At 67.8% G+C, this 20,547-nt stretch carries 20 protein-coding genes and 1 pseudogene; 13 read left to right on the top strand and 8 right to left on the bottom strand.

Features of this window, described 5'->3' with window-relative positions; translation table 11 throughout:
* Positions 1–584 precede the first annotated feature (584 nt).
* From I6J71_RS26475 to I6J71_RS26455, 5 genes and pseudogenes are all read left to right on the top strand, one after another.
* Positions 585–751: pseudogene (locus I6J71_RS26475) on the top strand (IS5/IS1182 family transposase); the annotation flags it as partial.
* 352 nt (positions 752–1,103) lie between these two features.
* Positions 1,104–1,478: a Rid family hydrolase gene (locus I6J71_RS26470; protein ID WP_204089327.1), complete on the top strand. Its 375-nt coding sequence runs from the start codon at positions 1,104–1,106 to the stop codon at positions 1,476–1,478.
* A gap of 64 nt (positions 1,479–1,542) precedes the next feature.
* Complete coding sequence (locus I6J71_RS26465; RefSeq protein WP_204089326.1) at positions 1,543–2,307, top strand: isochorismatase family protein; 765 nt, start codon at positions 1,543–1,545, stop codon at positions 2,305–2,307.
* 165 nt (positions 2,308–2,472) lie between these two features.
* On the top strand, positions 2,473–3,306 hold the full coding sequence (locus I6J71_RS26460) for an aminoglycoside phosphotransferase family protein (protein ID WP_370542230.1): 834 nt from the start codon (positions 2,473–2,475) through the stop codon (positions 3,304–3,306).
* 648 nt (positions 3,307–3,954) lie between these two features.
* A complete protein-coding gene (locus tag I6J71_RS26455) occupies positions 3,955–4,191 on the top strand; it encodes a hypothetical protein (protein ID WP_204089325.1) in 237 nt (78 codons plus the stop codon).
* 187 nt (positions 4,192–4,378) lie between these two features.
* Here the strand turns inward: I6J71_RS26455 and I6J71_RS26450 are convergent, their stop codons facing one another.
* On the bottom strand, positions 4,379–4,903 hold the full coding sequence (locus I6J71_RS26450) for a hypothetical protein (protein WP_204089324.1): 525 nt from the start codon (positions 4,901–4,903) through the stop codon (positions 4,379–4,381).
* Positions 4,904–5,558: 655 nt separating this feature from the next.
* Here I6J71_RS26450 and I6J71_RS26445 point away from each other — a divergent pair.
* Positions 5,559–5,783 carry a hypothetical protein gene (locus I6J71_RS26445; RefSeq protein ID WP_204089323.1) on the top strand — a complete coding sequence of 75 codons (225 nt, stop codon included), beginning with the start codon at positions 5,559–5,561 and terminating at the stop codon, positions 5,781–5,783.
* Here I6J71_RS26445 and I6J71_RS26440 read toward each other — a convergent pair.
* The 4 genes from I6J71_RS26440 to I6J71_RS26425 form a co-directional block, all read right to left on the bottom strand.
* A complete protein-coding gene (locus I6J71_RS26440; protein ID WP_204089022.1) occupies positions 5,766–6,839 on the bottom strand; it encodes an IS630 family transposase in 1,074 nt (357 codons plus the stop codon). The genes I6J71_RS26445 and I6J71_RS26440 overlap by 18 nt on opposite strands.
* Positions 6,840–7,251: 412 nt before the next feature.
* Entirely contained in the window at positions 7,252–7,632 is a 381-nt protein-coding gene (locus I6J71_RS26435; protein WP_204089322.1) for a hypothetical protein, read from the bottom strand.
* A gap of 237 nt (positions 7,633–7,869) precedes the next feature.
* On the bottom strand, positions 7,870–9,126 hold the full coding sequence (locus I6J71_RS26430; protein WP_204089321.1) for a cytochrome P450: 1,257 nt from the start codon (positions 9,124–9,126) through the stop codon (positions 7,870–7,872).
* Positions 9,127–9,184: 58 nt separating this feature from the next.
* Entirely contained in the window at positions 9,185–10,852 is a 1,668-nt protein-coding gene (locus tag I6J71_RS26425) for an FAD-dependent oxidoreductase (RefSeq protein WP_204089320.1), read from the bottom strand.
* A 315-nt stretch (positions 10,853–11,167) separates the two neighbouring features.
* Between I6J71_RS26425 and I6J71_RS51115 the strand changes: the two genes are divergently transcribed.
* The gene (locus I6J71_RS51115) at positions 11,168–11,563 is read left to right on the top strand and encodes a transposase (protein ID WP_204089319.1); all 396 of its coding nucleotides are present in this window, start codon (positions 11,168–11,170) and stop codon (positions 11,561–11,563) included.
* Positions 11,564–12,304: 741 nt separating this feature from the next.
* Entirely contained in the window at positions 12,305–13,141 is an 837-nt protein-coding gene (locus I6J71_RS26415; RefSeq protein ID WP_204089318.1) for an SAM-dependent methyltransferase, read from the top strand.
* A 168-nt stretch (positions 13,142–13,309) separates the two neighbouring features.
* On the opposite strand, the gene I6J71_RS48920 is transcribed toward I6J71_RS26415, so the two are convergent.
* The 3 genes from I6J71_RS48920 to I6J71_RS26405 all read right to left on the bottom strand — a co-directional run bounded on the left by I6J71_RS48920 (position 13,310) and on the right by I6J71_RS26405 (position 15,867).
* Positions 13,310–13,696: a 3'-5' exonuclease gene (locus tag I6J71_RS48920; protein ID WP_239153919.1), complete on the bottom strand. Its 387-nt coding sequence runs from the start codon at positions 13,694–13,696 to the stop codon at positions 13,310–13,312.
* Positions 13,636–14,601: a UvrD-helicase domain-containing protein gene (locus I6J71_RS48915; RefSeq protein ID WP_239153918.1), complete on the bottom strand. Its 966-nt coding sequence runs from the start codon at positions 14,599–14,601 to the stop codon at positions 13,636–13,638. The genes I6J71_RS48920 and I6J71_RS48915 overlap by 61 nt, the downstream gene beginning before the upstream one ends.
* Before the next feature lie 777 nt (positions 14,602–15,378).
* Positions 15,379–15,867 (bottom strand): hypothetical protein, encoded by a 489-nt coding sequence (locus tag I6J71_RS26405; RefSeq protein ID WP_204089317.1) that lies wholly within the window; start codon positions 15,865–15,867, stop codon positions 15,379–15,381.
* A 591-nt stretch (positions 15,868–16,458) separates the two neighbouring features.
* Between I6J71_RS26405 and I6J71_RS26400 the strand changes: the two genes are divergently transcribed.
* From I6J71_RS26400 to I6J71_RS26380, 5 genes are all read left to right on the top strand, one after another.
* Positions 16,459–16,842, top strand: coding sequence for a hypothetical protein (locus I6J71_RS26400; RefSeq protein WP_204089316.1), 384 nt, complete (start codon positions 16,459–16,461; stop codon positions 16,840–16,842).
* A gap of 148 nt (positions 16,843–16,990) precedes the next feature.
* Positions 16,991–17,242: a hypothetical protein gene (locus I6J71_RS26395; protein ID WP_204089315.1), complete on the top strand. Its 252-nt coding sequence runs from the start codon at positions 16,991–16,993 to the stop codon at positions 17,240–17,242.
* Complete coding sequence (locus tag I6J71_RS26390; RefSeq protein WP_204089314.1) at positions 17,239–17,403, top strand: hypothetical protein; 165 nt, start codon at positions 17,239–17,241, stop codon at positions 17,401–17,403. Before I6J71_RS26395 ends, I6J71_RS26390 begins: the two co-directional genes overlap by 4 nt.
* 1,043 nt (positions 17,404–18,446) lie before the next feature.
* Positions 18,447–19,469, top strand: a complete 1,023-nt coding sequence (locus tag I6J71_RS26385) for a polyprenyl synthetase family protein (RefSeq protein WP_204089313.1) — start codon at positions 18,447–18,449, stop codon at positions 19,467–19,469.
* Positions 19,463–20,410, top strand: coding sequence for a UbiA family prenyltransferase (locus I6J71_RS26380; protein WP_204089312.1), 948 nt, complete (start codon positions 19,463–19,465; stop codon positions 20,408–20,410). Before I6J71_RS26385 ends, I6J71_RS26380 begins: the two co-directional genes overlap by 7 nt.
* The last annotated feature ends 137 nt before the right edge of the window (positions 20,411–20,547 follow it).

The following is a 20,547-nucleotide window of genomic DNA, read 5'->3' as shown; positions in this document are numbered from 1 at the left end:
CGACTGGTGGATTCGGAAGATTCGGACTTCGTTGTCATAGTACGTCCTTTGCAGGGGACCGGCATGGAAGTTTACGAAGGCGCGTGTCTCGGTTCTCCGCAACCCTCAAGTGGCGATAAAAGCTGGAAGTCGAGACCCAAAAAGGATACGAAATATGAATGAAAAGCCGATACTTCATCGCTTTTGACAAACACATCAGATGATACGATAAAACCATCAAATATCGCCGTTCGCAACCAAAATCTGGCGGCGGTGCGAAATCCGCCGACGTGGTCGCACCTCGACGTCGGCGTGCTTCATGGCAAAAATTCTATGAACATTCAAACACTTGTGTCAATGCCCAGAAAGGCAAAAGGTAAATCTATTGGACCAGCATGCGTAAAATTCTCCCCTGGAGGGAGTACCGACTATTGCTCCATATGGTGGCAATTGTGTCGTTCGCCTCATTGGGTGCAACATTGCTGCACCGATCCGACCCCTGCTCGCCAAGCTGGTCCTGTGTGTCACCGACGTCGCCGACTACGTCTGGTCCTAAGAGCGTGTCTTACGTGGCGATCGGTCGCTCGTGCGCGATGGTCTTGTCTGTGGTTGATCGGTTGTCGTTGCGGTTGGTGCCGGATGAGCTGTGGGTCCTGGTTGAGCCTGTGATCCCGGCGTTTGAGTCGCGTCGGCAGGGCGGTGGCCGGCACGGCCCCGCTGGACGCTCGTGCGGGTGTTCACCGCGATCGTGTACGTGCCGACCAGCGGGTGTCTCTCCGCAACGCGAACCGGCTGACCGCTGAATCTGTGGTGATCGCTGGGGTGGTCGATGCCTTGGCTAAGACCTCCCTCCAGAAGCTCGTGGAGCACTGGTCGTTCGGTGGCAAGCGCGCAATGTGGACGGTCAAAAGGGCACCAGAACTGCGCTATGGGCCCAGCTCGTGGCGATCGATACGTTACATCATCTAAGATCCTTCAAGTTCTGTGGTTTGTGACCCCGGCACGATGGATTTCTGTGCCGGCAAGCTGTCACCTGTCTCAACGGGAATGGAGAAAGTGTGTCGAGCGATGATTTTTCACGTGTGGAGAATTTCGGAGTTCCGTGGGAGGGTAGTTACGGGTACGTGCAGGCCATCCGCCGGGGCGACACCATCTACCTTGCCGGTCAGCTTGCTCACGACGGCAGTGAACTCGTCGCGCCGGCACCCGTAGATGAGAACAACAAGGTCACGGACTTCTCCAACATGGAGGCGCAGATGCGGCGGGCTTATGTCAACGCCGCCGAACTGCTGCGACGGTTCGGAGCTTCACTCGACGACGTGGTCGAAGAGGTGCTGTACGTGCTCGACGTCGATGCGGCGTTCGCGGTGGCGGGTAGCGTGCGCAAGGCCGCCTACGGAAGGGAAGATCCGCAGGTCGCGAGCAATCTGATCGGGGTCACGCGGCTTGCATTTCCTCAGCAGCTCATCGAGATCTCGTTCCACGCCCGGGTTGGATGATGCTTCACGCGCCGGCCGAGGCGATACCTGAATCTGGTACTTCACCCCGAGGAGGACGTTTCCGATGACTTCAGCGAGAGTTCCCGACCTCGTCAGCCCGATCACTGACACGCCGCTTCCCGACAAGGTGCCGGTTGGGGAAGCGCGTGCGGCCGGTCGGTTCGGCCACGATAAGCCGACGATCGACAACAGTGTCGTACTGCTCATCGACCACCAGATTGGGCTGATGGCCAGCACGCGCGATACCACCACGGCTGCCGAGTTCAAGAGCAACGTGGTCGGTCTGGCCGGCGTCGCGAAGGCGCTGGAGCTGCCCGTGCTGATCACGTCGTCGAACGCCCAGTGGCAGAACGGCGACACCCTGCCGGAGATCAAGGCGCTGTTCCCCGACGTCGCGATCATCCGCCGCACGGGCATCATCAACGCCTACGAGGACCCCACCTTCCGCGCGGCCTTCGAGCGGATCGTCGAGGAGACCGGCCGGCGGCACGTCATCCTCGCCGGGGTGACCATCGGGACGTGCACGATGTTCCCCACCCTGTCGTTGCTCAATGACGGCTACCAGGTTTTCCCGGTCATCGATGCGGCCGGTGCCTGGAACAAGTACGAAGCCGACGCCGCGCTGGCGCGTATGACGCGCGCGGGCGCAGAGCCGGTCACGACGTTCGCCCTGGCCTGCGAACTGCAGGAGGACTGGAAGAACCGGTACGCGAACGCGATGCTCGAGCCGTTCAAGCAGAACCTCTCAGAGTATGGCTTCGTGTTGGAGAACTACTGGAACAACGCCGGCGATCCCGTGGTGCCGGATCCGTTCGCGACGAAGGATTGACGTCCGGTCAGCCGACTTGAACACGCTGCTCCCCAGCACTGAGCCCGTCGACGCGGTGATCAGTGGGCTGCCCTGGCTGGATGTGGGAACGACCAGTCAGGGCAGGGCTGCTCCGCACCACCGGCTTCGTGAAAGCCTGCCGTGTGGCACAAGGGCAAGCCGGGCATGCTCGCACGCCGCCACCTGGACATGGTCGTGTTCTCCGATCTCGCGCGCGCCAGTCAACGCGACCATGGAACGGCACTAGGATCGCGTCATGCCACGTACGGACAGGGGAGCGCGGGTGATCGCCGCAGCATCCGCGCGGGTCTGGACCGCTCTTGTCGATCTCGGGGAGCTCTTGGGGACGCCTGGCGAGATGACCGGCAGGTTCGAGCGATTCAAGGCCCGGCCGGGCGGCTCATACCGGATGGTGGTGACCTATCCCGACGCCTCGGGCGCACTGGGCAAGGCGACCGCGGATTCCGATATCGTCGAGGTCCGCCGCATTGGCCACTGCAACTGCGCGGTCGATGCGAGGAAGCCTTCGTTCGGATCGGCCGGAGAATGTCCGAACCAGTCATCGGCGCACGGATCGACTCAGCCACGTGGCAGCGAGCGATACGACGCTGCGAGACGTTGCTGGACACGCAGGCCAGACAGGTATTGCTGCACGGCGACCTGCACCTCGGCAACGTCTTGGACGGCGGCCCGTCGCGCGGCCTGGTCGCGATCGACCCGAAGGCGTGCATCGGCGATCCATGCTTCCACGCCGTCGACTACGTGGTGGCCGGCGCCGGACAGGAGGGGGTTGAGTCCCGATGCCAGCGTGTGGCGATCGCGTGCGGCCTAGACGGAGACCGGCTGTACGCGTGGAGTCAGGTGATCGCCCCGATGGTAGCCATCGCGCGCCTGACCTATGGCGGTCCGGCGTCAGTGACGAACTGCTCGCCCTGGCCCGCTGAGCCCGCACGGGCATCCGCTCGCGCCGCCGATAGCCCGGCCCTCGACGGCCAGTAGCCACCGCCTGCGCACCGAACCCTGACGGCCCACCCCCGGCAGCGTGAGGCGAGACCGGAAAAGACTCTTCGGTCGGGGTGAACCAACGGTGGTCGAACCGCGTCCTTCCGTCCCCGGTCATCTGCAGCCTCCGATCGCGAGCGGCGCGACTGCTGATGACTACCGCGAGCACCACCAGCTGGTCCTCGCGACGGATCGACTGTTACGCCGCGGCCGTCGGCCGCGACTGTCTGACCATGGCGTTTCCCCACAGCCGACACGGTGCGGAGCTCGAACTGCTGCGCGCCTGGGCCCAGGAGCTCGACACCGAGCCCTACGCCGAAGGACTGGCCCCCGAGGCCATGCGGACCCGCTGGGCCCACAGGCCCGCCACTGCTGGTCCTGCCCACCATCGCCGAGGAAATCGACGCCGTCGAGGACCAACTACCGCCCCTCGCGCGAATCGAACCCACCGCCAAGCAGGTCAAGGCCCTGGGACTCCCCCCGGGCAACTACGCCATCGAGGGCGAGCTGACCAACGCCGACACCGGCCACCTACAGGCCGGCGTCAACGCTCAGCTGGCCAGCCGCGGGCACTCCGCACGATGGCTCACCGCGTAATCGGCGCGCAAGCCCAGGAGCAAGAACACCCGCCCGGACGCCCCCGGCATGAAGCGCGCGTCCATCTACTGCTCCGAGGCCGCGTACACGCGCTTCGACGGAGCCCTCGACAAGGTCCACCAGGCGATCGGGGACGAGACCCCGCGCCACGTCGCCGTGTCGGCGCCGCTGGAGGCGGCGGCTGATCAGGCCGGCGAGGTCACCCGGAAGCTGGCCAAGCAGCACGCCGAGGCCCTGGCCGCGCGCCTTGAGGCGCTCAAGCAGCAGGCTGACAGCACCGACTGAACCCGCCGGACCGCCGAGTGGATACGGCGTATCCACCTGGGCAGTGGGGGAGCGGCGACCCGTCCAGGTCCCCGAGCTCGCGATCACGATGCAGCTGCCCGCGACAGCGCGGCCTGGATACCGCGTATTTGTTCACGCTGCCGTGAACGTCAGGACTTCCCGGCCACCAGATGGGATGGCGTCGCTGTCAGGCGTTGCAGCGTCGATCGCCCAGCGGACGGCCGAAGTGGACCCAGCCCGGGGGCCAGACGTCGATCTCGTACCACCGCACGAGGACATCGCCCTCGGGGTGCCGGAACACGCTGCCGATGTAGAAGTTGAACAGACCCTCCGACCCCGGAGCCGGGTAGTAGACCCGTTCGCGCAAGAGCACGTCCGCGTAGCCCTTCGGCAAGGTCGGACCCGCAAGCCGGTGCGGATTGCGGGGGAGGAACCGCATGCTGACGTAGTTGAATCTGCCGATGGGATCCGGCACGCCGGCCTTTAGCCAGCTCGCGCTCGGTCCGTTCGCCGCCACCGCGCCGACGGCCTTGCCGAACGTGTCGACGACGTCGTCCAGGGGGACGACAGTGTCGGTCTCGCCCTGGCGCCGTGGAGATCCCGGATCGCGCTGCGTTTCCGGGCGCATCGGAGCTGCCGCGACCCACGCACGCACTGCCTGGTGAAGCCGCTTCGACGTGGCTTGTGTCGCGTCGAAATCCTTCACCTCCATGCCGCATACGCGACACCTGTACCGAGCACGATTGCGGCGCGCGCGGTTGAACCGCCTGTTGCACCCCACACACTTCACTCCGAACACGGCCATCCCCACTCAGCACCGGCGATCCATACTTGGACTGCACCATAGGGCTCGCCGACGGGGACCACTCCCGTCGCGCGGGCCATACACGCCCGACCGGTGTGGAAGCGCGGCGGATCACCGGCGTAGGCAACGGGTGGATACCACCCGGCGGGTCACCAGCAATCTCGCCACGCTCGAGCAACGCGCCGCCGATAATCGGCACAACTGCCCGTGCACGATCCATCGTCGCGAGAGGACGCCCGGACGTGGTCCGGGGCGGCTGCACCTGGGCCCAGCCGGCCGACATCGGTACCACGCTGGCCAACCATCCGCGGCCACCACCGCGATGAGCCGTATGCTCGCCGACCTTGGAATCGAAGGCCGCGCGCGATCCCGGCGGGATGTTCATCGGGCTTCCGGGCGCCAAGCCCCGGACGGGCGAGCCTTCGGGCGACTATGACCGTTTCTCGCTCGAGGATCGCGGCACAGGCAGCAGGGACAAGCCAGCCACGATGAACTCCGAGTCGAGCTGCAGCGCAACACCAGCCTGGATCTGGCGCGACCGGGCGAGGTCACCGTCGCCGGCGTGGTCCGACTGGTGCTGCCGCCGCCCACTCCGGGCAAGCGCTACCACCTGCACGGGCTCACCGAGCTGTGGGCCGCCAGCGTCGCGGGCGCCGAGTCCGAGCACACCCGCCGCTCCTACGAGACCGGGCTGACGCAGTGGCTCGATTACTGCCTGCGCAGCCGCGTCGACCCGCTCAAGGCCCGCCGACCCACGCACCACCCGCACCTAGTGGTCTGTGTTTGAAGTGGTCTGACGGTTGGACTTCTTGAGGATCTCGTCGGCGGTTTTGGTCCAGATGAAGGGGTGGCAGCGTTCGTTCCAGCCGTCGATGAAGGCGCGGATCTTGGCGTTGAGGTCGTGGACGGAGCGGAAGCTGCCGCGGCGGATGGTTTGGCGTTCGATGATGCCGAACCAGACCTCGACCAGGTTGAGCCAGGAGCCTGAGGTTGGTGTGAAATGGACGTGGATTCGCGGGTTCGCCGCGAGCCAGTCGCGGATCTCGGGACGCTTGTGCGTGGCGTAGTTGTCCATCACCAGGTGTAGCTCGTCGTCGGGGTAGGCGCGGGCGAGCTGTTTGAGGAATACCAGGAACTCCTGGTGCCGGTGCCGCGGTTTGACTGCGCCAGTGACCTTGCCGGTGGCGATTTCCAGCGCGGCGAACAGGGTGGTGGTGCCGTGCCGGACATAGTCGTGGGTGCGCCGCTCGACCTGTCCAGGTTGCATCGGCAGCATTGGCTGGGTCCGGTCCAACGCTTGGACCTGGGACTTCTCGTCGACACAGAGCACGATCGCGTTCTCCGGCGGCGCCAGATACAACCCCACCACGTCGGTGACCTTGGCGACCAGCTCTGGGTCGGTGGAGAACTTGAACGTCTCGCTCCGCCAAGGCTGCACCCCGTAGTCCCGCCACGCGCGGGCCACCGTGCCGTTGCTGATCCGCAGCCGGGCGGCCAGCAGCCGGCTCGACCAGTGCGTCACGCCGAGCTTCTTCGGCGGCGGCTTCAGCGTGGCCGCAACGATCTCTCGATGGTCCACCAGCCGGGGCCGCCCCGAGCGCGCCTCGTCGTGCAGGCCGTCGATCCCACCACCCTCATAACGTTCCCGCCAGCCGATCACGGTCGGCCGCGACACCCCGACCCGTTCGGCGATCACACTGTTCGCCACACCCTCGGCGGCCAGCAGCACGATCCGCGCCCGCTGCGCCAGGCCCGCCCGCACCGACGAACTCCTGGTCAACGACAGCAACCGCTCACGATCACCATCACGAAGAGACAGCGCGGCAGCCGGTCGATTCGCCATACCGCATTCTGACACCCACCCAACCGTCAAACAACTAACGACACGCGACACTAGGGGTTCCCGGACATCTCGTGGAATATCCAACGGAATAGCCGGCGTCGTGGTCGAAGCGCGCGCGGACCGCGCGTTCGAACTTGGCCGTTACCGCCATCGTCTGTCTGTTATCCGGGTTCGCGATTTATTCGAGTAGATGCAACATTGAGGCACTCGGCGGTCAATCGAGTCTTCGCTGGTCAGTGGTGTGTCGGGCAGTGCCGGCGGTGGGCCGTAGCGGGTCTCGATGCTGATCAGCACCCGCACTCCTACCAGATGAATCGATGTTGTGTTCGATGCAACGTCGTGGAGCGGGTTAATGCGCCGGGTGCGCGCATTTTGATCGCCGGGGGCGTGGTGCGTTCCGAAGACCGACCGGTCAGGCGCTAGGGCTGTAGAGGGCTTCGCGAAGCACGCGGGCGATTTTACGCTGTAGTCGCCTAAGGATCTTGATCGTCTCCTCGTCGGAGAGCCCGGTGGTGATCGACCATTCCACTCCGGAGCCGAACACATCGCTGGCAAAGACGATCTCGCTGGCGACCACCGTCCTGCGCCAGTCTTCGGCATTCAGTGGTTCGCCACCGGCCAACGCTGAGCGCAGCCTACGCCCCTGCTCGAAGAGGTCGGCCATGTTCTGGAAGCCCATCGCCACCGCCAACGCGTCGGTACAACTGGCCGGCCCCCCACTCCGCCAGACCGCGCCGCAGTACCTCGCGCTCGTCATCCGCAGGTCAATCGCCACGAGGGCATCTGCATCCACCAGTCGATGATGACTCAGTCCTGTCGCCGCCGTTGAGAGGGATACCGCACGGTCCGAATAAGTGCACTACGCCAGCTGCGAAGCCAGGCCCCTGACCGAGGTAGAGAGCCGGCCACGGTGCCCGTCCTGCAGTGCCGGGCTGGTCAGCCACGCCTGGCGGTGCCAGGTTGAGGAGGGTGACCCCTCCGGTGGTGGCCGGGCCGCTTCTTGCCGGGCTTCGGCAAGCCACCCGCCGCGTCACCTGTGCGCCTGGCGCGCGGTTGCCGCGGTGAGGCTGTCGAATTCGACGGGAAGGTGGCGGGGGCCGCGCAGCAGCGGGTTCGGCCGGTACGGGGGCGGGTCGGTCACCAGTCGTGGATTGACAAGCCGGTGGGCGAGGGCGGGTAGAGCGATCTGTGTCTCGACACGGGCCATGGGGGCACCGAAGCAGTAGTGGATGCCGCCGCCGAAGCCGAGATGTTGGTTGTCGACGCGGTCGGGGTCGAACCGGTCCGGATCGGCGAAGCGGCGGGGGTCGCGGTTGCCGGCGGCCAGCATCAGTACCAGGGGTGAGCCTGAGGGGATCGTGGTATCGGCGATGTCGATGTCGGCCACGGTGCTGCGGCTGGTCAGCATGTGCACCGGGGGTTCGTAGCGCAGCAGTTCCTCGACCAGAGGGAAGATGAGGTCTTCGTCGCTGCGCAGCCGGTCGAGCATGTCGGGGTGGCGCAGCAGGGTGAGCGTGCCGTTGGTGATGAGGTTGACCGTGGTCTCGTGGCCGGCGATCAGCAGCAGCGCCGCGGTGCTGAGCAGGTCCTCGTGGGACATCGGTGCGCCGGCTCCGGTGTCGGTGAGGAGCCCGGAGATGAGGTCGTCGCCGGGTTCTCGGGCGTGGGCCTCGGCGAGTCCGCTGAGGTACTGGGCCAATTCCGCGTTCACCTGGGCTCGCCTGCGTCGGCGCTCGGCGAAGGTGCCGGAGGACGGGTCGACGGTTTCGATGGTCGCTTCCGCCCACTGATGGAAGAGTGGCTCGTCCTCGCGGGGTACGCCGAGTAGCCGGCAGATCGCGGTCACCGGCAGCGGGTAGGCAAAGTCGTCGACGATGTCGGCGTGGTTCTTCCCGGCGAGTTCGTCGAGCAGGTCTGCGGTGACCTCGGCGAGCCAGGGCCGCATACCGTCGATGCGGTCGGGGGAGCGCGGTGGCCCGAACGGGCGGGTGGCGAGCTCGCGCAGCCGGTCGTGGCCGGGAGGATCGAGGTTGAGGAACGGTTTTGGCACTCCGGGCGGCGCTGCTTCCAACTCAGGTGTGCCGCCTGCCAGTCCGGGGTGGTTGTCGGGGTTGGAGCTGAGGCGTGGGTCGTGCAGCAGCGCGACGATCTCGTCGTAGGTGCTGACCACGTAGCTGCCGTCGGCTTGGCGCGCCACCGGGGTCTTCCGCAGCTCCGCATACAGGGGGTATGGGTTGACCCGGTTGGCGGGGTCGAGGATCTGCCCGTAGATGCTGGGCGCTGCCATGACACGTCCTTTCTTCGTCGCCACCGGCGCCGGGCCCCGAGCGCGGCGCCAACGCGGGTCAGTGGTGGTGGATCAGCCGGGCGCGGCGTTCGCTGGGGTCGTGGCCCGTCACCACCACGGTGGCTTGCCGGTCGCGGATCCGGCGGTCGGGCAGTTGCGCCGGTACGGGCTGCTCGCCGGCCGGGCGGAATGCGGGTGGGAACGGCGCGGCCGTCTCGATCTGACGCTGGTGAAACTCGAGCCATTTGGCTTGGTTGAACGTGACCGCGGCGGTGATGCGCCCCCGGTAGCCGTAGGCGGCGACGAATCGGCGCTCGGCCACCGACCCCTGGGCGATGACGACTTCGTCGGCGAAGGTGGGCACTCCCACCGACTTGACGTTGGTGTCGAACTGCCTCGACCAGAACACCGGGCTGGGCAGGTAGGGCCACCGCCTGGTTGGCGTGTTGACCATGTTGTGGGCGGCGACCTGGGCCTGGTCGACGGCGTTGCCCCAGTGCTCCAGCGCCAGGAGTTGGTAGTCGTACAGCGGGTGCGGAAACCGCGCCACGTCACCGGCGACAAAGACATCGTCGGTGGTGACCCCGTTGGCGTCGAAGACCCGGCACCCGGCGTCGCAGCCCACCCCGCCGCTGCCGGCGGCCAAGCCGGAACCCTCCAGCCATTCGGTGTTGCGGACCGCGCCGAGTGCCACCACAGCCACGTCGGTGTCGACCGTGGTGCCGTCGGAGAGGTGGACGCGGCGGAGCCGACCCGCATCGTCGCCTTCCAGGGAGGTCACGGTGACGCCGCAGCGCAGGTCGACGCCGTGTTCGCGGTGCAGTTCGGCGGCTACCGCGCCGACCACTCCGCCCAGGGCCCCCGAGAGGGGCGTCGGTCCCCGTTCGACCAGCGTCACCGGGAGACTCAGCTGCCGGCACGCGGAGGCGACCTCACAACCGGTGAAGCCGGCGCCGATGACCACCACCCGCTGGGGCCGCTCGGCCAGCCGCCGGCGCAGGGCGGCGGCGTCGTCGCGGGTGCGCAGCACGAGCACCCCGTCGAGCGCGGCCTCGCCTTCGTCGGACCACCGGCGGGCACGAGTCCCGGTGGCGATCAGCAGTCGGTCATAGCCGACCGTCCCGCCATCACCGAGCAAGATCTGTTTGCCGATCACATCGAGCCCGGTAGCCCGAACTCCCAGCAGCCACTGTGCGTCCAGCTCTGCGCCGTAGGGCAATCTCGTGCCATCGGGTGGAATCCACCCGTCCAACACCTGCTTCGACAGCGGTGGACGGTCATACGGTAGGTACGGCTCCTCCCCGACCATGGTCAGTGAGCCGGTGAAACCCTCCCGGCGCAAAGTCACCGCGGCGGCCAGTCCGGCCAGGGACGAACCCACGATCACAATGCGACCGCCGCGCCGGAAAGCCTCCATCACGGCATCCCGCCACCCGGTCGGCTTCGGTCCAGAGGTACCTGGCGACGGTGCTTGGGGCAACCGTGCTCGCGGCAAACCGATCGCTGCCTCGGGCGCCGACACAGCCCGGACGGGAGCATCCCGGTCATCGATGTGGTCGACCCGCAGAGCCTGCACCGGGCAGGCCGCCGCCGCCCGCAACACCCGCTCGCGCTGCGCGTCGTCCGGCTCCGGGTTGTACGTCAGTGCCTCGTCGCCGTGCATCCGGAAAACTTCGGGGGCAAGGAATGCGCATTGCGCATAGCCCTGACAGCGAGTGAGGTCCACAGCTACCCTCATGAGCTGCCCTTCAGACCCAAGCGTCGCGTCTACCTGTGCAGCACGCCCTTCCAGCCGGCCACGCCTTCACGTTCCGCTGGGAGGCGGGATGCAGTCAAGACCCGGAAGCCCTCTCCGCCGGGCGGGCGCGAGCGGGTCGAGAGCGTCAGCCGGGCGTGAAGAGTTTCGACTCGAACAGCCCGGACCTGCCGGTCGACAAGTTGGAAACCGTGCTCCGCCAAGCAGACCCCGAGCAGGCCGACCCCGGCGCCTGGGACGGGACCTCGCGGCAGATTGCACGCCTGTGGCCGACAGCGACGACGAGTGCACCGCCTCGTCGATGGGAACGGCCGACCGCTGGTAACTCTGGTCGGTCCCGGCCAGGCCGGGGACGCGCCGATGTTCCCGCATCTGATGCGGCATCTGCGCATCCGCCGGGCCGGCCGCGGTCGGGCGCGGTCGGGCTCGCACCCGGCTGACTGGGTCCGCGGTGACAAGGCCTACTCCTCACGCGCGATCCGCCGGCACTTGCGTGCCCGCAGCATCACCGCCGTGATCCCCGAGCCTGCCGATCAGGTCGGGCACCGCAAACGCCGGGGTTCCCGCGGCGGCCGCCCACCCGGGTTCGACCCGGTCGACTACCGCGGCCGGTCGGGCCTACCTTGTGGCAAACGACTTCGTGGGGTTCCCGGACATCTCGCGGAGTATCCAACGGAATAGGGGGCGGAACGGCCCCGGCCGGAACCGTGCTCAGATCACATGTGACGGCTTCGCCTTGTTCCTGCGTCGAACGGTCGTTGGCGTGGGACGGTGGGTGATCGGCACTGGTTGTGGCTTCTCGTAGCGAGTTCGCCCGGTGCTTGGCGTTGGTGCGGCGGGGTGGTGCGGCGGGCCAGCCAGCGGCGGCGTATCGCCGCGATGCTGAGCGAGGCTGGGAGGGCTCGGCGTCGATGTCGTGGCGCCACGCGGCGAGCAGCGGCGTCAGGCTGTCGTGGCTCGAGTCCTCGGCACGCACAATCACAAGGTCGCCGCCGGCGGGACCCCTGTTACCGCCGCACGCTCGCGACCAGGTCGCGTGCCGTGACCTCACCAGACGCGCCAGCGCTGCCCGGCGGTGTCGGGGCGCGGGCCGTGCGGGCGGGGGAACTGCAGCAGGCAGCTGGTGCAGGGGATGCCGGGGTCGGCGTCGACGAGCTCGATGTCGGTGGTGGGCCAGGTCGGTGCCGCAGAGCGCGGTCATCGTGCGGGCTGTGGTGCCGAGCGCGGGGGAGGGGGAGGTAGTGCACCTCGCGGTCGGTCTCGCCGCAGCCGCACCGACACCGGCCTCAAGGCGGGGAGGCCCCCGAGCGATTCGTCCCAGCGTCGGAGGTCGTGCCCGGGTCGTGGCTGAGCCGGGTTCGGCGATTCGGCGGAGATCGCTACGCTCGGTATGACTCTCGACACGACTGACTGGAGGCGGCAATGCCATCGGACGCCACGCGGCAGGACCCGAACGCACCGGTGGGGGTCGACCCGAACCGGGCGAGCGTCGCGAGGGTGTACGACGCGTTGCTGGGTGGTAAGGACAACTACGAGGTCGACCGGCAGGTCGTGCGGGAACTGACCGCGGCCATGCCCGACGTGGTCGATCTCGCGGTCGAGAACCGCGCGTTCCTCATCCGCGTCTGCCGGTTCATCGCGAGCCAGACCGGTGTCCTGCAATACCTCGACTGCGGTTCGGGGCTGCCGACCGCGGAGAACACGCACCAGGTCGTGCAGCGGATCGCGCCGGAGTCGAAGGTCGTGTACGTGGACAACGACGAGCTGGTGGTCGCGCACGGGCGGGCACTGCTGGAAGAGAACGAGTCCACCCGCTTCATCAAGGGCGACATCTTCGACCCGCGCAGCATTCTCGACGACGAAGTGGTGCAGGGGCACCTCGACTGGAGCGAGCCGATCGCCCTGTTCCAGATGGCGACGCTGCACCACCACAAGGGTGAGCGGCACCGCCCGGCCGAGGTGATGCACGAGTACATCGAGGCGCTGCCATCCGGTTCCTACGTGGCGCTCACGCACATCCTCGACCCCGAGGGCGAGGACACCGAGGCGATGCGCAACCTCGAGGAGGCGGTACGCAACGGCTCCCTCGGCGGAGCCACAGCCCGTACGCGGGCCGAGATCACGGAACTGTTCGACAACCTCGAGCTCGTGCCGCCCGGCCTGGTCGAGCTGGTGAACTGGTGGCCGGACGGTCCGCGGCTCAAGCCGCTCAACGTCGCCCAGCGGCTGTTCGCCGGCGGCGTCGCCCGCAAGCTCTGAGCGTGCCGCGAATCCCGTGCGACCATCGCCGTGCCGGAGCATTCACGGATGCCGATCCGCCGTTGCGTGCCCGGCGCACTGCCATGCCCCGGGCACGGCGCACCGTTCCTGTGGGCGGCCTGCGCCGGGGTCGATCCGGCGTGCGCGGCCGCCGGCGGACTGGTCTCGTCATGCCGCGAGCGGCGGATCGGTGGGGTTCCCGTCGGGGTGCTGGTTGATCCAGGACAGCCCGCCGAGGTCGAGGCGGTGCTGGGCGCGGGTGACCGCGACGTAGGCGAGGCGGGCTTCGGCCGGTTCGATCTCGGCCGGGATCGGGTCGCCGTCGACGGTGGTGTTCTCGGGGTCGACCGGTTCGGGGAAGTCGTCGGCGATGCGCACCGCCGACCACTCGCGGCCCTTCGCGGCGTGGGCGGTGGAGACGGTGACCTCAGCGTGGGACTCGGCGGTGAGCTGGCCCAGGGTCTCCAGCACGACGTCGACGCCGTGTTCGTCGATCACGTCGACGAACGGGAGCAGGTCGCGCCCGTCGGGGTCCCGCTCGGCGTAGTCCTGCACTTCGGCCCGGGTGGCAAACAGCAGCAGCTCCCGGTGGGTGGGTGGTGGGGCAAGCCGGCCTGCAGGTCGCGTGCGGCCTCGGCCGGCTGGTGCAGGTCGTCGGCGCGGCCGGCGAGGGCGACGCGGCGTCCGGCGGCGAGCGGGGTGAGGATCTCGGCGATCGCGCCGCCGTTGGTGCGGCACAGGATCGCGTCGGGGTCCTCGACGGTGTCGAGGCGGCTTTCCACGGCGGGGGAGCCGGTGAGGCGGATCGGGGCGTCGGCGATGGCGAGCCGTCGGTTGGCTTCGGCGGCGACCGCGTCGCCGAAGCGGAACGAGTGTGACAGGGCGAGCTGGTTGCCGGCGAAGCCGGTCATCACGTCGGGGGCGCCGCGCCAGCCGTAGATGGCCTGCGCGGAGTCGCCGACCATGACCAGCTGCGCGTGCTCGCTCTGGGCCAGGAACACCTGCTCGACGCAGGGGTTGGTGTCGTGGGCCTCGTCCAGCAGCAGGAAGTCGCCGTGGAAGCGGGGGCGGCGCAGGGCCCACATCTTCAGGTAGTGGTCGGGCTTGAACGGCACCTTGCCCTTGTCGGGGTTCTGCAGGTCCGCCCACATCCGCCCCGCGATCTGCACCAGCAGCTCGGCGAGCTGATCGTGCTGGTCCTCGCCGCTGATGCCCCGGGGCCAGGGCACGTGCTCGCGGGTGATGACCTCGTCGGCGGAGTAGCAGTACCGCAGCACCGTCTCCTTCGCCAGAAAGCACAGCGTCGAGGACTTCAGCTTCCGCTCGCCGATCGTCACGCTCATCGTGATGCCCATCAGCTGCGCGAGCTTCGCCGTCGACATCCGCGGCAGGTCCATCCGCTCGGCGAAGACGTGCCCACTCGCGCGGTAGGCCAGCGCATGCGCGGTCGAGCACTGCACGTTGCTGTCCGAACTTGCGGCCGGCCTCGCGCGCGATCGCCTTGTTGAACGCCAAGTACCGACCGTGTTTGCGGGTGGCGGCTCCGAGCATGGTCAGCGTCGTGGTCTTCCCGGTACCGGGCCCGGCTGCAACGCCAGATGATCACCACGGCGAACCGTCTCCACCGCGGCCTCCTGCTCCGGAGTCGGTCGGGCTGCGGGCATCGGCGGTGTCCTCCAGAGTGGGCGGGTGCCGCCAAACGATCACACACGGGTACGACAGTTTCGTACCGCCGATGGTGCCGTGCGCCTGCGCCCAGCACCGAAGTGGCGGGTAGAGCTGGTTCCACTCGCGTGCGCGCACGCGTAGGGCCAGGTTGCGCCGAGCGGGGGTGTGTTCGATGCCGGCACCCGGAGGGGCACACAGGGGGACACTCGGGCGCCGGTCGTGTGCCCCCTGTATGCCCCTCCCGGGTCGCGTCCGGACGGACCGCCCAGCCCGGCCGGGTGCCGGCCAACTCGGAACACGGAACCCGGTCCCCCGAGCCGACCCCGGGGCCCTCACAGGCCTCCCGGTAGCGCGCGCCGAAAAACAACGCTTAGCGAGTTGCCGTCGGTTCGGGGTTGCGGGCTCCGTGCTCGGTCGGAAGCTAGTTCGCACCCGTGTGTCTCGGAAACGATCGTTCGCGAGACACCTGGGGCTGATCGGTGTTTCCGCAGGACGAGACTGTAAAGCTTGCGATGTCCGCGCCAATGTCACGTTCTCGGGGGCTTGCGATACGCCGATGAAGGTCCCCGCTACGCCGACAGGACGGCGCTGAATTGCGTCGTGACGTCCGTGCCGAGCCGCGCACCAGCGGTCATCGAGAGCCGGTGGCCATTGATGTGCGCCGAGTACCGGCTAGCGGCCTCGATGTCGGCGGCCGGCACCTCGCGGGCCCAAAGCACGTTGTAGGTGGAGCTGTCGACGGCGATCAGGACGGCGACGTCGAAATCCAATGAACGGAAGGGCGAGAAGAACGCGCCTCGGGTGTCCGGGTGGATGGTCCTTGCCTTCACCCGGACCCGACGCCCGTCCGCAGCCCGCAGGTCGTAGGACGTGACAGAGTTCGGGGCCAGCTCCCCGTCATAGACCCGCGCGGCGAGGCACTCGGCATAGTCACCCAGCGGCGCGTTCCGAGTCTTGACGACGCCCCGCCGACGCAACTCTTGCAGGATCGCCGCGTAGTGTCCCAGCAATTCGGGAACAGACTCTCCGCGCAGGCCGTGCTGGCTGTCGGGATCCATGCCCGGACACTACGCGCGCCGGAGACCAATCCGCCGAACCGACCAGCTGCGGGACACTCAGCCTATGACCTCTGGCTCTGACAATGACCAGCTCGCCGAAACTGTCGCAATGCAGCGCCACTGTGCCGCTACGGGCGAACTCCTGGCCCGGGTCGCGGTGTGGCGGCGGGACGACCTGACCGAACCCCCTCACCGGCGTTGTACTCGGTGGTGACGTTGGTACCCGCGGTTGGAGGCGATCATGGGGAAGCCCGCGAGGTGGACGGAGACAGGAGTTCCCTGCTACGCCTCTGGTTTCGCGTCATCCTTCTTGTGTACCGAGGGACAGCTTCGCGAGCGCGGGCTCCGGCCCGCCGGCGATGTCTGTGCGTTGGTCTCCAAGTAGTGCGCGCCGAAAAACCAACGCTTAGCGCGTTGTCGCCGGTTCGGGGTGGTGGGTTGCCTACTCGGCTGGTCGCCTAGCTCGTGCCCACGGTGACTGTGCCTGCTCCCCCGTGTGGGGGATGTGGTCCTTGGCGACGTCATGCGGGTGCCTGCCCCGCGTTTCCCCGCCGAGTTCACTAGCGTTCATGACGTTCTGGGGAGGCCCACGTGAGCACGAGCCCACGCACGCCGCCTAACGCCGCGGCCGAGCCGGACGGCGGGCTGCTGGGTGTCCTGGCAGCCCAAATCAAGCTGGTCACCGCGCTGCTCGCCGTGGCGCCTGGCACCGCTGAGATCCCCGTCATGATGACCGTCCTCGCCGACACCACCGCCCGCGCCCACCCGCTGCTGCGCGCGCACGCACCGCACGTCCCGGCACTGCTCGCCCAGGCTCAACAGCATGCCCTCGGCCTGCGCGACGACGCGGCCCGCTCCGACCTCATCGCCGCCCACGGACACCTGCGCACCATGCTGCGCCGCACCGACGACAACGACAGCACCAAGAACAAGGCCTTGGAGCTGGATTTCTCGCCCGGAGATCCCTCGGAATGATCGGCCGGTGCCGCCGGTGTGGCCAGGTCAACACCACTCTTTTGTGTCATGCGGCGATGACGGCATGGATGCGTCGATGCGACTTATCGTGAGAAACGGCGAGGATCCAGGTGTGCCGCGACCGCGGCCACGAGGCCGGGGAGGCGTGATGAGCGATGTGACGATTGGCCACTGCCAGGCCGAGCCGCCGGCGGCCGGTCATCGAGTGACCTACCTGCTCGGGAAACGCTGCTCGGGGGCGCGGCAGCTGTGCCGACAGGGCGTGGTGGCCGGACCATCAGTCCTCGACCCCACCACCAACCACACGTGGGTACCGGTACAGGCCGACGGACGAGCACGCGACGCCGAGCCGGAGTGGGTCCAGGCCGACATGATCATCGACGTGGTGCCGGCGACATGACCACACACCACACCGCCCCCGACGCGACGACCCCGATCTTCGACACCGTGGTCGCCGACATCGGCCTCATCTGGTGGCCGCCCGCCGACACCCACGAACCAGAAGCCGCTGCACCCGCCACCGCCCAGGCGGATGGGGGTGAGCAGGCAACGCCTGCCTGACGGTGTGCGCGGTGCCGCGCCTTCGCGGCCGGAGGTATGCGAGCGAGGAATCGCTCGGCGACGATGAGCTCGTCCACGATGGCCAGGGCTGTGCTGCGGGCCCGAGGCCATGGCTACGGCGCCGGCCCGGTTGAGCTCGACCACCGGTGGGGTGGGGGGCGCCGCCACCCGGCCAGTGCTTCGTAGAGCACCACGATCCGGTGCCGGCCGGTCGCCTCCGCCGCGGGTGCCGACGCGTGGGTGGCGGCGATGGCGTCATGCAGGCCGGCGCGGATCCAGCGTTCCCTCGGGTCTCCGTGTGTCGGTGTCGAGTGGGACCGCATGGAAGGCATGCGCCTGGCCTTGACCGGTGATCAGAATCGGCGGATGCATGCACCCTCACTTCGAGCGGCAGACGCGGTTGTGACGAGGTGATTCGGACCGCGCGAGCCTGGTGGTAACCTTCATGCCAATAGATTGGGCCATCCGGTTGATAGGTTCTCCTTTCTGGTTCCCGTGCGCATGCGCATAGCGTTTCAGGTCGATATTCGGGTTTGGGTAGTCGCTCGATCGTGGTCGAATTCGGTTGCAGACAGTCTGCCTGCGGCAATCGACATCACAACCTCCCGGCTGGCTCACCCCCATTGGTCTCGATCCACTGTTGTCTTGGCACTTAACGCGGAGGTGAGGCCGAGGGGCTCCGCCGTCGACCAAGCTGAGCGCCTGCTCACCAGCCGTGTACGAGGGTCGGCCCTGATAACCCGGCGTAGGGACACGAACCGACAATCGAACCATGTTGTTCGCTCACATGGCGCAGAATGGAAAAGCATTCCGTGTTTTAACCTCACTCGAAACAGTGAGTGGTCGGCGCTCCGAATCCACCCAATCGTCGACCCTTCCATGGCTTGTTCAGGGTGGTAGCGTCGTAATCAGCGGCACGTCGCCCACATGCTCGATGTTGTTTCGGTTCGCCGGTTGTTGGCGCTTGTTCATTTTCGTCCGGCGTATTGGGCATGCCCGGGCGGCTGGTATCCCCGTCGTCGTTTCGGAGGGTGGTCAGCAGAATGAGGCAAGCCAGCTCGACTGTCGCGTCACTCGCGGGAGAATTGCTGATGCGGGCACAACGGAGGGTGTTGCCAGCTCTGCGCGCCCACGTGGACCGTCTCCCGCTCCAGCAACGTCACTGGGTGGCGTTTCACTTCGGCTGGAGCGACGCCGCCGGGAAACCGGTCACCGGCGCACGCGCAGGGAAGGGGTTGCGGCCCGCGCTGGTCTACGCCGCGGCGGAGGCGGCCGGGGGGACGCACGATCGGCTCGACGAGGTGGCCGCCGCGGTGGAGCTGGTGCACAACTTCTGCATCCTGCACGACGACGTGATCGATCAGGATCGGGAGCGGCGTGGCCGCCCCACCGTGTGGGCGGAGTTCGGGACGACTGCGGGGGTGCTGTCCGGTGACGCGGTGCTGGCGCTGGCGCTGGGGTGTCTCGACGAGGTGAACCTTGCGCGCCGGCTGTGCCAGGCGGTCCAGGATCTGGTCCGGGGCGAGGCGCTGGACGTCGAGTACGAGTCGCGGCCTGATCTCACCACCGAGGACTACGTGCTGATGGCCCGGCTCAAAACCGGATCCCTGATGGGCGCGGCGTGCGCGCTGGGCGCCGCCGCGGCCGGCGCGGGCCCCGAGGTCATCACCCGGATGGATCGCTTCGGCCGTTCCCTCGGCCTGGCCTTCCAGGTCGCCGATGACCTGCTCGGGCTCTTCGGTGACCCGGTGATCACCGGCAAACCCGTCGGAGCGGATCTCCGTCGCCGCAAGTGGACCCATCCGGTGCTCGTCGCCCTGTCCTCCCAGGATCCGGCCGCGAGGCCGTTGAAGACCCTCTATCGGAGCACCACACAGCCCAACGACGAACAGGTGGCCGAGTGTGTCCGCGCCATGGAGCAGACCGGTGCTCGCAACGTCAGCAGGGAAGCCGCGCTCGCCGCGCTCGCCGACGCCGAGGGCCATCTTGACGGCGCGGGGCTGGATCCCTTGCGGACGGCTCCGCTGCGCACGATCGCCGCCACGGTGGTGGATCGCTCATGCTGACCGACGGGACGGCAGGCACCGACCGCGGGCGGCGCGGTGTCGGGCACGGTATGTCGCGGCTGCGGTCCGTCGCTGGCCGCTTGCGCGGTGAGGTGGATCTGACCTGGCGCATGATCGCCGACAACCTGATCGCCGGTCTCCTGCCGCCCATCGTGTTTTCGCTTGCCGCCAGTGTCCATGGCGGACTGCCCGCTGCGGAACTTCTGGTGGGCGTCGGGAAAGCGGCCGTGCTGGGGCTGCTGTTCAGCTACCTCACGGACTCGTCGAACCAGGCCCGCTCCGGAGAGGAAGATGCGCTCAACAAGCCGTATCGCCCCATCCCGGCCGGCCTGGCCACCGCGGCCGGCCTCGCGCGCCGGTTCTGGGTGGCGATGGCGATCTGTCTCCTGCTCGCGTGGGTCTTCGGCGTGTGGCCGTGGATCCTGATCTGGCAGGTCGTCGTGGTGCTGCAGTATCGCTGGCCTTCTCCTCGACACTACCTGTGGTGGAAGCCGCTTTCCAATCTCTCGTACCAGGTCGTAGTGCCCGCTTACGGCTGGCGGCTCTCGGCCCCGCTCGACGCCACCGTGTGGAGCTGGATCGCGATCTTTTCGGGCTACTTCACCCTCGCCTTCATCTACGAGGACGTCCGCGACATGGCCGGCGACCGCGCCGTCGGGCGGCGCACCCCGGCGCTGGTGTTCGGCCCCACCTTCGTGCGCCGCTGGTTCGCCAGCATCATCGTGTTGCTGCCCTTCGTGGTCTATTTCGGGCTCGCTCGCGTGTCGGGCGCCCAGGACTGGAGAGGTGCGGCCAGCGCCGCAGTGCTCGCGATCCTGGCCTGGACCTGCGCTGCGCGAGCCCTGCTGCGACACGGTCGTCCCGCCGACCGGCGCACCTTCCAGCTGTACTTCCTGACCTGGGGCCTCACTCTCGCGACCGCACCGCTGCTGCTGGCATGAGCCTGACGATCACCCGCCGGGCCCATAGGCGAAGCACAACTAGCCCAGGTGATGTCACCGCTGAACCAGACCGTCCTGGCCCCCACCACCGCCGAGCCGGCCGGGCTGATCGCGGACCACGACCCCTGACGAGGACC

Source organism: Amycolatopsis sp. FDAARGOS 1241 (assembly GCF_016889705.1).
In the GTDB taxonomy this organism is placed as follows: Bacteria; Actinomycetota; Actinomycetes; order Mycobacteriales; family Pseudonocardiaceae; genus Amycolatopsis.
This window is presented reverse-complemented; position numbering and strand designations above follow the sequence as displayed.

What these genes read in the sequence shown, in the direction of transcription:
- I6J71_RS26465 (WP_204089326.1), top strand. Translation starts at nt 1,543, where the DNA reads ATGACTTCAGCGAGAGTTCCCGACCTCGTCAGCCCGATCACTGACACG.
- I6J71_RS26460 (WP_370542230.1), top strand. Translation starts at nt 2,473, where the DNA reads ATGCTCGCACGCCGCCACCTGGACATGGTCGTGTTCTCCGATCTCGCG.
- I6J71_RS26455 (WP_204089325.1), top strand. Translation starts at nt 3,955, where the DNA reads ATGAAGCGCGCGTCCATCTACTGCTCCGAGGCCGCGTACACGCGCTTC.
- I6J71_RS26450 (WP_204089324.1), bottom strand. Translation starts at nt 4,903, where the DNA reads ATGGAGGTGAAGGATTTCGACGCGACACAAGCCACGTCGAAGCGGCTT.
- I6J71_RS26440 (WP_204089022.1), bottom strand. Translation starts at nt 6,839, where the DNA reads ATGGCGAATCGACCGGCTGCCGCGCTGTCTCTTCGTGATGGTGATCGT.
- I6J71_RS26430 (WP_204089321.1), bottom strand. Translation starts at nt 9,126, where the DNA reads ATGGCAGCGCCCAGCATCTACGGGCAGATCCTCGACCCCGCCAACCGG.
- I6J71_RS26415 (WP_204089318.1), top strand. Translation starts at nt 12,305, where the DNA reads ATGCCATCGGACGCCACGCGGCAGGACCCGAACGCACCGGTGGGGGTC.
- I6J71_RS26405 (WP_204089317.1), bottom strand. Translation starts at nt 15,867, where the DNA reads ATGGATCCCGACAGCCAGCACGGCCTGCGCGGAGAGTCTGTTCCCGAA.
- I6J71_RS26395 (WP_204089315.1), top strand. Translation starts at nt 16,991, where the DNA reads ATGAGCGATGTGACGATTGGCCACTGCCAGGCCGAGCCGCCGGCGGCC.
- I6J71_RS26390 (WP_204089314.1), top strand. Translation starts at nt 17,239, where the DNA reads ATGACCACACACCACACCGCCCCCGACGCGACGACCCCGATCTTCGAC.
- I6J71_RS26385 (WP_204089313.1), top strand. Translation starts at nt 18,447, where the DNA reads ATGAGGCAAGCCAGCTCGACTGTCGCGTCACTCGCGGGAGAATTGCTG.
- I6J71_RS26380 (WP_204089312.1), top strand. Translation starts at nt 19,463, where the DNA reads ATGCTGACCGACGGGACGGCAGGCACCGACCGCGGGCGGCGCGGTGTC.